13 protein-coding genes, 2 pseudogenes and 1 riboswitch are annotated in these 14,669 nt (G+C 37.5%); of the genes and pseudogenes, 7 read left to right on the top strand and 8 right to left on the bottom strand.

The features are described 5' to 3' along the window. The 3 genes from ABEV15_RS13870 to ABEV15_RS13860 all read left to right on the top strand — a co-directional run. On the top strand, positions 1-632 hold a 632-nt coding region (locus ABEV15_RS13870; RefSeq protein WP_498853541.1), incomplete at its 5' end, for a transposase. A gap of 382 nt (positions 633-1,014) precedes the next feature. Next, a riboswitch (cobalamin riboswitch) is annotated at positions 1,015-1,204 on the top strand. Between the two features lie 139 nt (positions 1,205-1,343). Beyond that, positions 1,344-3,614: a 5-methyltetrahydropteroyltriglutamate--homocysteine S-methyltransferase gene (gene metE, locus ABEV15_RS13865; protein WP_498853540.1), complete on the top strand. Its 2,271-nt coding sequence runs from the start codon at positions 1,344-1,346 to the stop codon at positions 3,612-3,614. Beyond that, positions 3,605-4,054 (top strand): acyl-CoA thioesterase, encoded by a 450-nt coding sequence (locus tag ABEV15_RS13860; RefSeq protein ID WP_498853539.1) that lies wholly within the window; start codon positions 3,605-3,607, stop codon positions 4,052-4,054. The genes metE and ABEV15_RS13860 overlap by 10 nt, the downstream gene beginning before the upstream one ends. Positions 4,055-4,376: 322 nt before the next feature. On the opposite strand, the gene arsC is transcribed toward ABEV15_RS13860, so the two are convergent. From arsC to arsL, 8 genes and pseudogenes are all read right to left on the bottom strand, one after another. Beyond that, entirely contained in the window at positions 4,377-4,799 is a 423-nt protein-coding gene (gene arsC / locus ABEV15_RS13855) for an arsenate reductase (thioredoxin) (RefSeq protein WP_498853538.1), read from the bottom strand. Between the two features lie 515 nt (positions 4,800-5,314). Beyond that, positions 5,315-5,801: pseudogene (locus ABEV15_RS13850) on the bottom strand (arsinothricin resistance N-acetyltransferase ArsN1 family A). Positions 5,802-5,814: 13 nt separating this feature from the next. Then, a complete protein-coding gene (locus ABEV15_RS13845) occupies positions 5,815-6,963 on the bottom strand; it encodes an inorganic phosphate transporter (RefSeq protein WP_498853537.1) in 1,149 nt (382 codons plus the stop codon). Positions 6,964-7,019: 56 nt separating this feature from the next. Further along, positions 7,020-7,418 (bottom strand): ArsD-related vicinal cysteine protein VcpD, encoded by a 399-nt coding sequence (gene vcpD, locus ABEV15_RS13840; RefSeq protein ID WP_498853536.1) that lies wholly within the window; start codon positions 7,416-7,418, stop codon positions 7,020-7,022. A 23-nt stretch (positions 7,419-7,441) separates the two neighbouring features. Continuing rightward, positions 7,442-8,557 carry a GTP-binding protein gene (locus ABEV15_RS13835; protein ID WP_498853535.1) on the bottom strand — a complete coding sequence of 372 codons (1,116 nt, stop codon included), beginning with the start codon at positions 8,555-8,557 and terminating at the stop codon, positions 7,442-7,444. 32 nt (positions 8,558-8,589) lie between these two features. Then, the gene (locus tag ABEV15_RS13830; protein ID WP_498853534.1) at positions 8,590-9,813 is read right to left on the bottom strand and encodes an ATP-grasp domain-containing protein; all 1,224 of its coding nucleotides are present in this window, start codon (positions 9,811-9,813) and stop codon (positions 8,590-8,592) included. A gap of 12 nt (positions 9,814-9,825) precedes the next feature. Next, positions 9,826-10,125, bottom strand: coding sequence for a carboxymuconolactone decarboxylase family protein (locus ABEV15_RS13825; RefSeq protein ID WP_498853533.1), 300 nt, complete (start codon positions 10,123-10,125; stop codon positions 9,826-9,828). 22 nt (positions 10,126-10,147) lie between these two features. Next, positions 10,148-11,422, bottom strand: a complete 1,275-nt coding sequence (gene arsL, locus ABEV15_RS13820) for an arsinothricin biosynthesis radical SAM protein ArsL (protein WP_498853532.1) — start codon at positions 11,420-11,422, stop codon at positions 10,148-10,150. 197 nt (positions 11,423-11,619) lie between these two features. Here arsL and ABEV15_RS13815 point away from each other — a divergent pair, with 197 nt between their 5' ends. The 4 genes and pseudogenes from ABEV15_RS13815 to ABEV15_RS13800 all read left to right on the top strand — a co-directional run. Continuing rightward, positions 11,620-12,081, top strand: a complete 462-nt coding sequence (locus ABEV15_RS13815) for a MarR family winged helix-turn-helix transcriptional regulator (RefSeq protein ID WP_498853531.1) — start codon at positions 11,620-11,622, stop codon at positions 12,079-12,081. A gap of 338 nt (positions 12,082-12,419) precedes the next feature. Continuing rightward, entirely contained in the window at positions 12,420-13,310 is an 891-nt protein-coding gene (locus ABEV15_RS13810) for a permease (protein ID WP_498853530.1), read from the top strand. Between the two features lie 14 nt (positions 13,311-13,324). Beyond that, positions 13,325-13,489, top strand: coding sequence for a hypothetical protein (locus tag ABEV15_RS13805; RefSeq protein ID WP_498853529.1), 165 nt, complete (start codon positions 13,325-13,327; stop codon positions 13,487-13,489). A gap of 462 nt (positions 13,490-13,951) precedes the next feature. Beyond that, a pseudogene (locus tag ABEV15_RS13800) lies at positions 13,952-14,669 on the top strand (transposase); the annotation flags it as partial.

Below are 14,669 nucleotides of genomic sequence, written 5' to 3'. Positions count from 1 at the left end.
ACTTACGCCGAGAATCGAAAGCGCTTTGGTTCCAGATCGCTTCGCAAAAGGGCAGACGCGTCGATGATGGACAAACCGAAGGAGTACAAACGTATGAGTTATGCCTTCCACAGAAGGTAGCGATCGATGGAAACACGTATACGTACGTTCAAGTCACCCAAGTGACGGAACGAACGATGGAACGAAATGGACAGCTGATGCTCGTTCCTAATTACGAAGTCGAAAGCTACTGGGTGCGCCTCGAAGGATACGAGCATGTTCGAATGAGTGATGTGCTCGCATTGTATCACGATCATGCGACATGCGAACAGTTTCATAGCGAACTGAAAAGCGACTTAGATTTAGAGCGAATTCCATCTGGGAAGATGAAAACGAATGCGCTCGTGTTAGTCATGGGAGCATTCGTGTACAACCTTCTTCGCCTGATTGGACAAGATCTATTAAGCGATCCGAGACATCCATTACATCATAAAGTGAAACGCCGCCGCATCAAGACGATCATTCAGACGGTGATCACGATGGCAGGACGACTCGTTCGCCGATCGCGGCAGCTATGGATGAAACTAACGCGAAGGAGTGGCTATAGCGAATTCCTACTGAACGTCTATCAGAAATGGAGAGAGGTAAGATAAAGAACAAATGTTCGAATATTGATGTCCAACGTCACTCCCTGTGCTTTTTTGTCTCTTTTTTTGGTTTTCACACCCAAAAAAGAGATTTGTTTCATTTTCAGAAATAGAGATGACATAGGTCATAAGCATAAAAAGGGTTTTATGGATCATACATCCATAAAAATTACAACAAAATCAAAGTCAATTTCAATTCATCACGGATTTAGGACAAAAAAAAAAAAATCAATACTTTTTAACATAAAATTATCAATAAAATATGAATATTAACTTAAAAGAAAAATATACCCATTTATCACAGCGTTTCTCAAGACGTCCACACGAAAAAAACATTTCAGTTGAAAAAAACAAAAAGTTCGTTTATTCTGAATTTTATACAACAAAATAATAAGTTCACGCAACAGGTGGTTCACACATGCTGTGAATCTTAAAAGGGAAGTTTGGTGAAAGTCCAACACGGTCGCGCCACTGTGATGCAGAGCTGTTTATCACAATCCACTGTTTCATTTGAAATGGGAAGGAGATAGACGGCGATGAAGCTAAGTCAGGAGACCTGCCTGTTGTATGCACTTACGACCTACGCGTCATAGGGAGGAGTGAGGACATATGATCTTGAGGCACTTCATGTATCTCAATACGAGCTAGCTATGCCCTCCTTCTGTTTGGAAGAGGGTTTTTTGCTTGATTGGGATAAAATGACTGGAGGTGCTTAACTTGTTCATCCGTAGTTCAAATGTAGGGTATCCGCGTATTGGTGAGAAAAGAGAGTGGAAAAAAGCGTTAGAATCTTTTTGGAATGGGCAAATAAACGAAGAGCAATTCACAAAGACGATGGAGACGATTCGACTGGATTCCATTCGTAAACAAGTCGAGAAAGGAATTGATCTCATTCCGATCGGAGATTTTTCCTTATACGATCACGTGTTAGATACAGCATTTATGTTCGGATATATTCCAGAGCGATTCAAACAAATAGTTAATCCGCTAGAGCAATACTTTGCGATGGCGCGTGGGACGAATGGGCAACATGCGCTTGAAATGACGAAATGGTTTAATACAAATTATCACTACATTGTGCCTGAAATCGGGCAAACGAAGCCGAAATTAGTGGATAATCGCCTATTGAAAGAATACAAGCTTGTCAAAGAAACATTCAATTTAGAAACAAAACCTGTATTGCTTGGCCCGGTTACATTTCTTTTGCTTTCTAAGCAATACGCGCGAAACGAGTGGCGAAAATATCTCGCACAATTAGTTCCTCTTTATGTGGAATTATTCAAACAACTAAGAGAAGCGGGCGTGTCATTCGTCCAAATCGATGAACCGATTCTCGTTCAAGATATAGATGATGACATCATCGATGCATTTCGTGATGTATATGAAGTTTTCCATCGCGATGTACCAAATATAAACCTTATTTTACAAACATATTTTGATAGCGTGTCGCATTATCGTGAAATCGTTGCTTTACCTGTCGCAGGCATTGGGCTTGACTTTGTACATGATAATGGCGAAAACATGAAAAACATAAACACCTATGGATTCCCGAAAGATAAAATATTAGTTGCTGGGATTGTAGACGGTCGCAATGTATGGAAAAGCTCGCTTGCACAAAAAGCAACGCTCCTTCATCATTTAGCAGGCGTTTCTGAACAACTGATCATTCAACCGTCTTGCAGCTTACTGCATGTTCCTGTCACGACAAGACATGAACATACGTTGCCGACGGAGCTTGCTGGGGCTTTATCATTTGCCGATGAAAAATTAGATGAGATACGTATGTTGACAGAGTATATGAACGGAAACGTAACGATCGACGAGCTAATCAAATACGATGAACAAACAAACGTTTATTTCGCCAAACTTCACCACGAACAAGAACAAACAACTGAAACTGTTCCGATAAGCCGCGTGCCTTACAACGAACGACGAAAAGTACAACAAGCCCATTTACAACTTCCGCTTTTACCGACAACAACGATTGGAAGCTTCCCGCAAACGAGCGACGTGCGCCAAGCTCGGATGAAGTGGAAAAAAGGCGAATGGAACGACAATCAATATAAGTCGTTTATAAAAAAAGAAATCGCAAAATGGATCGACATTCAAGAACAGTTGCAGCTCGACGTGCTTGTCCATGGCGAATTTGAACGTACAGATATGGTGGAGTTTTTCGGTGAAAAACTGCAAGGCATGGCATGCACAACAAACGGCTGGGTGCAATCATACGGCTCGCGTTGTGTGCGCCCGCCAATTATTTTTGGAGATATTGCTCATTTATATCCAATGACTGTAGAAGAAACAGTGTATGCTCAGTCGCTGACAAATAAACCTGTGAAAGGAATGCTGACAGGTCCTGCGACCATTTTAAACTGGTCGTTCGTTCGCGACGATATTCCACGAAAACATGTGCTGATGCAGCTCGCCCTCGCCATTCGTGAGGAAGTATTGCAGTTAGAAAAGGAAGGGATACGCATCATTCAAGTCGATGAGCCAGCGTTACGGGAAGGATTGCCGCTCAAAAAAGAGAAACATGCATCATATTGGGAAGATGCCGTTATGGCGTTTCGTCTCGCTACCTCATCGGTGAAAAAGGAGACGCAAATTCACACCCATATGTGCTATTCACAGTTTGAACATATGATGCATATCATTGATGAGCTTGATGCGGATGTCATTTCCATTGAATCATCACGAAGCCATGGTGAACTTGTTTCATCATTTGAAACATATGAGTATCAAAAGGAAATTGGCTTAGGGGTGTATGACATTCATAGTCCGCGCATTCCGACAAAAGAAGAACTAAGCGAACAAATCGAACGGGCACTTCGCGTTCTTCGTCCAGAACAATTTTGGGTCAATCCTGATTGCGGATTAAAAACTCGAAAAGAAGAAGAAACGATTGCCGCACTTCAAGTGATGGTAGAGGCAGCACGCGAATACCGCGAGCGTCTTTTAGCGTACGGAGGGAAAAAGTTATGGAAGTAAGCGCCGAGCAGTCGAAAACGATTCAAACACGGCTCGTATTACCTTCTGATACGAACCATCTCGGCACGATTTTTGGTGGTACCGTTTTAGCTTATATTGATGAAATTGCGGCAATATCCGCCATGCGCCATGCGCGAAAAGCAGTCGTCACCGTTTCGATTGACAAAGTTGATTTCATTTCGTCCGCAAAAGTTGGCGATATTTTAAAGCTTGAAGCATTCGTCTACTCGACCGGTCGCACATCCATGAAAGTATTCGTCAAAGTCGAAACAGAAGATTTATTTACAGGCGAACATCACTTAACAACCACATGCTTTTTAACAATGGTCGCCATCGATCAAAACAAAAAACCGACGCCTGTTCCAAAAGTTATCATTAGCGAACGGGAAGAACAAATCGTACAACTGTATCAGCAAAACAAACGAGACAACAAGGCATAGCATACATTCATATAAAAAACACACGTCCGATTACATGCATCGTGACGTGTGTTTGTACAATTACAAAAAAGTCGTTTAATTTTAGTCTTTAAAATATGGATAACACCATTCAGAAATCTGAATGGTGTAAAAAAATAGTTGTTTAATTTTTAAATCAAATATTCAAATTGTTGAGACATCAATTACAAAAAAGTTGTTTAAAATTCTATGGTCGCTTCGATTATAAAGAACAAACTTAGCTAGTGTCCAAATTCATTAAGGGATTAACAAGCAATCATTATTTGTTGCAACAGGGATTTCAAAGAAAGAATGATTAAATTTATTATTCACCTGTTTCGGCAAAACGTTTAATTCTTTCACCGATCTCATCGCGAACACGTCGGAAAATTGCCCATTTTTCTTCTTCTGTCCCCTCTGCCTTCGCAGGGTCATCAAATCCCCAGTGTACATGCTTCACATGTGACGGTGTTGCTGGACAATGATCAGCTGCGTGACCACATAGTGTTACTACTAAATCAGCTTTGTTTAAAATTTCAGGATCAATGATATCAGATGTTTGATTAGAAATGTCAATCCCTACTTCTCTCATAGCCTTCACTGCTTTTGGATTGAGTCCGTGCGCTTCAATACCAGCGCTGTATACGTTCCATTCATCACTAAGATAAACTTTACCCCATCCTTCCGCCATCTGACTGCGACAAGAGTTTCCTGTGCATAAGAAGTAAATCGTCTTTTTACTTTTCATATTTCATTCCACCTTTATTATTTAATAATTATGCCGTTTCTGTTTTAAAGTATTTTCGTTGAACCTCATAATGCTATGTTAACTAATACAATCATTACAGTTACTTCCATAAGTAATCGAATGACAGCTACAAAGGATGCACCAGAACGACTCCCAAATATACCAACAGTGACGGTAATCGCTGGTTCAGAGTTATTGCTGCCGACTGTAAAGAATACAGGGTTAAACGCTACAATTCCAATTACATACTCTCTATCATCCTTTTACAAATAAATCTAACAACTACTATTGCAATACAACGGACCAGACCAATTATGATAAGTCTAACAACGATGTATTGAGATTTATTCGGCAAGAATATAACGACCAACAAAAGAGTATTAAGATAAATCTAGTAACCTAGTTTGTAAAAGGGATAAAACAGTATATACTGCCATTACCTTATCAAAAAACATAACACAATTTATATTATGCAGTGTAAATATAATCAAAAAGAAGCCACTGAATGGCTCCTTTTAAAACAATAGTTTTTCCATTGCCATGGTGTCTACAAATCTTCCATCTAGTATTCCTTGCTTTTTAAATATACCTACTTCCCGAAATCCCATTTTTCGATACAAATTTTGACCTATTTGATTAAATGGAAATGTAAATAGAACCAGCTTATAAAATCCATTTTCCTTCGAGGGCCGAAAGTAGTACCGAACCTAATCCTTTGCCTCTCCATGACCGTTCAATATAAATGGATATATCGGCAACACCATCATAGACACAGCGATGTGAATAAGGATTTAATGAAGCCCATCCTCGTATTTTTTCATCACCTATTACAAGAACAGTATAACGTTCAGGACGATGGTGATACCAATTGTTTATATAATCAATCGATTTTAAATCTTGCTCTAAAGTAGCTATTCTATCCTCAATTCCTTGATTATAAATATTAAGGATCTCTAAAAGGTCATCCTCTCTGGCTTGACGAACATTCCAAACTTTAACCATCACCAATCTACCTTTATTTCACAAAAATTAAAATATAATATGCTAACATAGCTAATATACCAGCCCCAGGTAATGTTACAATCCAAGATAACACCATGTCACGAACTACAGACCAATTAATAGCATCTTTATTTTTTCCTAATCCTGCTCCAATAATAGCTGTTGTTGAAACGTGAGTCGTAGATACTGGTAAACCAAATCGACTAGAAGCCATAACGAGTAATGTTGTAGTTAATACAGATGAAAGACTGCTCTGATTATCGAGTTGTGTAACTTTTCTTGCTAACAGCTGAGTAACTGACAACCCCTTAACAAGGCTACCTATACTCATAGATACTGTTATCAACAAAAATAATGGAAATAAATCATCGGTATTTTTAGTGTTAATTGATGTTATAGCAACTAGTGCCGTAATTGCAACAATTTTAGGAGTATCATTCACCGCACGGACGAAGCAAATTGCTCCACTTGAAATCCAAGTAATTAATTTACCTGCACTCGAAGGTAATTTGATAAACTGAATGACAAAAGTCAGTACCCAAGCAATGCTTAAACCGAGCAACGGACTAAGTAAAAGGGGCATTACTACCTTGCTTACAAGACTAGACCAGACAATACTTGAACCCCCAAGAGCTACACACCCAATCATAATAACAGAACCTACTATAGCATGTGTAGTTGAAACCGGTAAAGAAAATCGGGTAGCCAATGAGACCCATAACGTTGCACCGATTGCCATGGATAAAGCCATTGTTGTATTGACTTCATAATTAGAATTAATTAGACCACTAGTAAACAGCTTTAACAACTTTATTGCAAAATAAATAGATATTGTTCCAGCAAGAGCAGTGACAATTGCCCCATAAATTAAAGCTGTCCTCTCTCTGGCTACCCCTGAGGCAACAAGGGGAGCAACTCCTTTTGATACATCATTGCCACCATTTTCAGCAGCTAGCCAAGCTACAATTGTAATACCAATAATAGATTCTAACGAATAATTAGGAACCAGATCCATTAACATAAAAATGAGCGTTGTTGCTACAGCTATAAAAAGACCAGTTAAAGGATTTTTTGTAAGAGGAATCATCCTATGCCAAACATTATCCTTATTTAGTATTTTACTATTTTGATTGCCTATCACAGTGTTTGAATGTTGCTCCATAATATTCTCCTTTCCATAAGTAATTTGGTTTAAAAAGATTGGATATTACTAGCCTTTTAGGTACTGATCGTAATCTCATCATTAACGGATTTACAAATTTCCTCCAATTTCGGAATCGTGGTCAAGGACATTAATTTACCGTTTACAATTACGGATGGTGTAGCATATTGCATAGTTTTTTCGGCATTAGATGCAATTGCTTTAAGCCCTTTTTCTTTTAATATAGAGGCTAATTTTTTTTGAGCCAAAACCAAATCTAGATGAATCTGATAATTATATATCTGAACAATTACTTGATCCTTAAACCTTTCTAATAAACGTTTCTTTAGTTCTTGTATTTCAGTATTCGATTCGTCAGAAACGATATCACAACATCCACCCTCCGTTGAACATCCGACATCTTCAGATTGAATTGAATATTTCGGAAATATCTCAATCAAGAGTTTCTTTTTCATAAAAATCCCCTTTCCAAATATTATTAACATTGGGGTGTTAATCTATGAGTTGGGACAGGAGGTTTCGGACTAAAGCACTCATGATAGCTTGCTTTCCAATGAGTTCCATACTGCTGATTAGTTGATTCAATAGACTCAGCTACGATTAAATCTAACATCGATGGGTTAGCCTCTATACGAATGTTAAGAAGAACACGAAATTCTTTATTTGGACTGCCATCAGTGATTGTAAAAATAGGAGACTCCCCTGTTTTTATCATGCTTGCTTTTACATAACCATTACTCTGCACCAATTGGATTTTAAGATGAGCAATCGCCATTTTTTCTCGAAGAAAATGTCCATTCAGTGTTTCAAGAAAGGATCCTACCCATTCCTTTGGATCAAATAAGCCATTTTCTAAATTGACTAAATCACCCAACATGTTCATCCAGGCTAATTGTGCTTCGCCTTCCGCGTACAAATCATAATCAATATCTAGTACCTTATCCCCGCCTACAGTATCGGAAAGCCAAAGATCTATTAATTCTTCGAGAAAATCTCCTCGCTCTGCTGAAATTGCTTTAATTTCAGCCTGAGGGTAGCGCTGTTTTAAAAACTGGATTACTTCTGTAATTTCTTCATGCTGGAATCTATCCAATTTGTTTAATGCAATAATATCAGCTTCCGCAAGTTGTTTTTCAAAAATATAACTAACTGAAGGAGAAAATATTTTATTTTTTCCGTCTATTTTATAATCAAGGTTATCCATCAATCGGGAAGGGTCTACAACAATTGTTAAAGGAGCTGTTTTAAATTCTTCTGCATAATACTTTTTCAGTGGTTGAATAACAGTGGCCGCTAGATCTGTACAACTACCTACCGCTTCGGCCAGAATAACATCTGGTTGTTTTTCTTTTAATAGTAGGGTGAGATTTTTGTATAAATCTTCAAATTGGCAACAGAAACATCCACCAGTAACTTCTTCTGCATCCAAGCCATTATTTCGTACTAGTTCAGTATCAATTAATTCCTTCCCTTGATCATTTGTTACAATTGCTACCCTTTTTCCGCGTTTCTGTAACCTCTTTGCTGTTTCAATTAACGTTGTAGTTTTACCAGCACCTAAAAAACCACCTAAAAGAACTAATTTTGCCGCCATATTATCCCCACCAATCATTATTTAGAATGATATTAGATAATTCGTAGTTCCAAAGATTTTAATATTTCTTCAGATATTTCTGAAGCTTGGACATCTATTGAGCCTTTAGTTATCACATAACCTAATCGGTTATAATTATTTGTAGTCTGAGGAACGATTGTACCTGGATGCACATATAGTTCGCCATTAACAAGATTGCAATGCCCTTCTTTAAGAATTTTGTCATTGATCAATACAGTTCCTGGTTGATCCGCGATCAAAAAACGGATTGCGGCAGAAGGAGCTTGAACAGGATGTTTAGGTGCATCCCTAAGACTTCCACCTAAAGCAATATGTAAAGCTAATTCGGCCAAATCATACCCTGTAACAATTCGAACTAGCTTCGGTATGTGGTCTCCCCCTGGTCTAGCATTTACCTCTACAATGTGCCACCCTGATGAAGTTTTCTTGATTTCTACATGGGTAACAGCATTCCGAATTCCAAGTATAAAAAGGGCTTTTGAGATCAATTGATAGACAGATTGATAATCCTCATGACTTAATGTATATGGAACCGTATGACCAATCTCAATTGAATAAGGTGGAGGGGTTATTTTCTTTTCTGTGATGGCAATGATTGTGGTTTCCCCATTTATAGTTACTGACTCAACACTAAACTCTGGACCTTCCAGGTATTCTTCGATAAGAATTTCCGGATCAATAGGTTGTCCAATAAAGTTTGTATTTTGATTTTTAATTTCTCTGATCGCTTGAACTACCTCATCCTCAGACTCACATCTCCTGACAAGTTGACTACCAGAATCATTGGATGGTTTTACAATAACAGGAAAAGAAAATTGTTTTAAAATCTCCAAAGATTCATCAGGAGACTTAACCAAAGCAAATTGAACTTGGTCTATTTTGGAATCATAAAGGATTTTTCTTGTAAGCTTTTTGTTACGACAATTTAGTGCAGCTTGGAAACTTAACCCTTTTCCCAACCCGATAGCTTCAGATATTCGAGCGCATAAAGGAATCCTATACTCATTCATGGTAAAAACCGCTTGTATATCATACTGCTTAGCTAATTCTATTGATTCTTCAATTACCAATAACTCATTGTTAAGATCAACTTCAATAGGGACATCAACAGAGAAAGCTTCTTCAAAATTAATGGTCTTTCTAAACAGAATAGTTTTAAACCCTTTAGCTTTAACTAGATCTATTTCGTTATCGCGTGGAGCAATAAGTATGATTGCCTGTTTATTTTGAGACAATCTTATCCCACCTTATTCACAACATTTAGAGGATTGGTTTGTTGATGTAGGCGTATTGAATGAAACCAACCCGTTGATTTTTTGCCCTTTCATAGCAATAGTAATAGCACTAATATGGCCTATTTCTTCGTTTGTAAGACCTAATTGTTTTGCAGTAAGAACCGCATTTTTTAAAGTATTAACATCTTCCATGGCCAGAGCCGTTGCAAGAATAACAACCATACGGTCTCGCTCAGATAGAGTCCCACCTTCTAAGGCTTCGGTAAAAAAAGTATCAAATGCTTGTTGCAATTTATTGTTTAACGCTAACATTAATATCACTCCTATCTAAAAATTAGCATTTTAAACAACAACGTTTAAAAATCCCTTCTTCCGGAGGAGATAGGATTTCATAATACAGTTCATCTATTTGGGGATCAGGATGTTTCCATTCATAATGAAATTCATACTCTGTTAATTCAAGTGCCTGAATTGATGAGCGAGATAACAATGGTGAACCTTTATATAAATAAAGCCTTGTTTCATATTGAATTGGATCGATAATATCCTCAAGTTGATTTTCAGCTACAAAAGCACGGAAGGTAGAAAGGTCTTCTAATTTGGTCCAAGGATTAAACATAATGAATGTAGGGTTTAATTTGATTCCAATTTCCCTTAAATATGCAATAGCTTCCTCGATATCCGAAACTGTAGTTTCTTTTGCAACTGCATCAAGAACTTCGTCCGAAGGGAACTCAAGAGCAGATGTAATGAATTTAACACCTAACTCTTTCATCTCACGAAGGATTTCTTTGTTTTCTAAAATGTGATCAACCCGAGTAGTAAAGTCATATGTTAAATGTGGAAACTTAGCGTGTAACTTTCTAAGGATTTTAATACCATGGTATTTTGCATTAAAGAAATCTGCATCAATAAATGTGAGATGCGTCATTCCCCCCTCTACGAGTTGCTGAACATCTTTTAACACTATTTCTTCCGGAATTAATATCACTTTCCCATCATAAGCTGCATATACAGAACAATATAAGCACTTGTGATGACATCCTCGAGCTATCTCCGTAGACCCAACGATTTGAGATGAACCAAGAAGCCTATCAATCTGCTTTTGAGGATACTTGTACAAAGGTGGAAGAAGGTGTCGACTTGGAACATCTAAATGATCCCGTGACATAAAAGGATGGACATAAACTCCGTTTATTGCTTGTTCTGCAAATAGTACCCCCGGTACATCTCCCTCGGTATCTCCGGAAAGATGCCGAGCTAAATATACAAGTGGCTTTTCCCATTCACCGCATACACAAGAATCACTGTATTTTCCGGCCAAACGGTTCGCATGAATCGTTGCATGTTGACCAAAGAAAGTAATATGTGCACTCGGGTTAACAGATCTGACCATTTTAGCTATTTCAACCCCAGATTGGACAGCATCAAACAAGGGAATAGAAATGGCTACTAAATCTGCTGAGGAGAAACGATTCTCTTGTATCCCTTCGACGTAGGTATCCAAAACAGATACATTAAAGCCATTTTTTATTAATGGGGTTGCTGCAGTAGCAATGGTATTAGGCTGAAACCCCCCTTCAAATGTAGAGACGAGCAAAATATTCATGATCCACCTCCGATTTTTTGGTTTTATTAGTTGTAAAATGAATTAGTTGTATTATACAATTATGATTGAAATATACAGAATTTTTTTATTTTTATTACATAATGAAGTATATAATATCCGTTTTGATTTTTCAATATTTTCTATATATGAAAAAATATTTTTTTTAAAAATTTCATTTTGAGGGAAGTTGTGGTATAATGAACAATAGTTTTTCTGGTAAAGATAGTAAACAGTTAGTTTGTATTAGAGAAATGCTTCAAATTCTTATCCGTCGATTTGGTCTATTGCAAAAAGAAGGAGCTGAATGTTGTGGATTAACGCTTGTTCAAAGTCATGTATTATATGAAATTAATCGATTAGGTAACCCTTCATTAAATGATGTTGCAAATGTTTTAGGTTTGGATAAAAGTACATTGAGCAGACATGTACAAGGTCTTGTAGAACAAGGATTGATCAAGAGAAAACAGTCTACCACTGATCGACGTTATGTGGAATTAGTACTTACTGAAGAAGGAAAGCAATACGAAGACCAAATTAGTAACCAAATGATTACCTATCTTCAAGAAATCGTCGAAAACATTCCTGAAGAAAAAAGAGATCAAGTTAATGAAAGTATTAATCTCTTACTAAAAGCCATGAGGAACAGTAGCTGTTGTTAAGGAACGATATACAAATCCGTAGTGCTAGATAGGATATGGGATTAATCCATGCATAGAGATATCTCCCTAAAACCACAGTAAGTCGTTCTAAACATTCTAAAAAAGGAGGAGACCCAATGATTTAGTGTGGTTAAAATTCAATAACGTGATTATGCGTTTTACAAAATTATTGAAAAGCACCTCTTATATCTGGATGATATTTTTTCACCAGTAACTTAAATAGCCTTATACCAATATTACCAACACTATATTAACAATAATAAGGGTATAAAAAGTACTAACTCATTTTTAGTGAATAGTTGTATATTACAACTATTATAAAAAGGAGGAAGTTTATCATGTGGGATATTCTATGGAATATAACAAAAGAATTTATTTCTTTAGCTAAAAACCTTTTAGTTCTATTCATATTAATAACTTATCTTCTTAATGTCGTTGAATATTTAATTCCGTTTGATAAATTAGAAAAGTCACTTTTCGTTAAAAATCGTTTTTTAGCTAATTTATCAGGAGCATTATTGGGATTTGTAACACCGTTTTGTTCATGTTCTACAATTCCTATGTTGGTAACTATGCTTGATAAAAAAGTGCCTTTTCAAACGGCAATGACTTATTTGTTCACATCACCACTATTGGACCCTTGGATTCTTACGATGATGACATATATATTAGGTTGGAAGGTTACAGTTATTTATACTGTTGTTACTTTAATAGTCTCCATGATTATAGGTTGGTTATTGGATAAGTGGGGATTTGAAAAATACGTAAAAAACGTTCGGATTAAAGGTCAAGAAGCTCCGCAGCTCGAAAGTACAGGTAAAGTGAATTGGAGAAAAGCTTGGATCGATACACTTAATCTCCTAAAATCTGTATATATCCATATTCTCATCGGTTCCTTTATAGGCGCTCTTATTAAAGAAGCTATTCCACATTCTCTCCTAGAAGCTGTTTCTAAGGGAAGTCAATGGTGGTTGATCCCACTAGCTGCTATTATAGGAGTGCCATTATACATCAGACTTTCTACTATGTTGCCCGTTAGCCAGGCACTGATTGCAAAGGGTCTTCCTCTTGCCCCTACGATGGCTTTGCTAATCGGAGGCGCAGGAGCAAGTTTACCAGAAATTATTATGCTAAACAGCTTATTTAAGAAACAACTATTAATCGCTTTTATCGCTTCTGTCTTTATTATGGCAACATTTTCTGGGTACTTATTCTTATTGATTAATTAAAGGAGGTGAGAGATGTGTCAAACAAATTTTTATCCATCTTCGGATTAAATAAGAAAAAAGACAATGATTGTTGTAGTTTTGAGATTGAAGAAGTTAAAGAAGAGAAACAGGAGGAAAACAGAGAAAAAGGAACATGCTGTACTAGTGATTCTCATGAGCAAAATAAAAATTCAATATAGTTTATAATATCCAACTTTTATAGCGTTAGATATTTCTTGTTTATTGCAAAATTAAAGTGCAGAGATGTGCAAAATTTCTATGCAAATGGTTATGCAGAGGGGCTTTACATGGAGGGGTAGCCATGATAACCTGTTTGGGTTTGCCAAATCTGTTACAGCTGGCCGCTTGGCAAAAGAATCATGGCTGCAGAGGCTCCATGTCAAGCCCTTAATAGCGAGAATTCAGATTGAATTTTTATGCGGCATAAACGAATTTATATACTGCAATACTCTGCACTTTTTTCTTGCAAAAAACAATTTCTGACTGCAATGAGGTAGGAGGGGGGACTAATCCCATAGCCATCAAGTTAAGAATTTGGGTTCATCACCAAATTTTGTGATTTAGTGACAAAAAAGAGAAAGCACTAACGAGATCCTGGCAATAATGTTAGTGGTGAAATAAACATTAAGGAGGTCTCGTAAGTGCTTTCTATATCACTAGGATTGCCAGAATTTAAAATGATTAAACAAGAACTTCTTTCCTATGGTTATGCGATTCATGTAGAGAAAACAGAGACACAGGAACGTTGCCCTCATTGTGGGTTTGCCACTTCCCCTGTCCACGACAGACGGACAAGAAAAGTACGGGATTTGGCGCTTTTCCATCAACCGGTGTACTTGTTCGTAAAGGTAAAGCGCTATCGGTGCTGGAATTGTTCCCAAGTGTTTTCCGCCTCTTTGGAATTGATTTCACCCAATCAACACTACACCAATCGATTTTGTGAGTACTTGTATGAACTTTGCGAAGGCTCCACCATTCAAGAGGTTAGCCGAAAGCACCGCATCCCATATACGACATTGGAACGCATCTATTACTCCATCGCATCGAAAAAAGCAAAAGAGCGCTAAGCAGCGATGGAGGCCTCTTCTCCAAAAGGGATGGTGCTTAGCTTAGATGAAATCGCGGTAAAAAAGGGACAGCAGTATGAAACCGTATTGATGGATGCCAAAGCTGGATCGGTCATGGGAATGCATGCCGATCGCCAATGTGACTCCGCCATCAACTTGTTGAGCCAAAATGGCCTGTCGAAAGAAATGGTCCAAACGGTGATTCTTGACATGTGGGAACCTTATCATAAGGCGGTTCGCGCCCTGTTTCCATCTGCTTCGATTGTCATCGATGTCAAGGCCGATTATTTTT

Origin of the sequence: Bhargavaea massiliensis, assembly GCF_050480245.1 — a bacterium.
GTDB lineage: Bacteria > Bacillota > Bacilli > Bacillales > Anoxybacillaceae > Anoxybacillus.
This window is presented reverse-complemented; position numbering and strand designations above follow the sequence as displayed.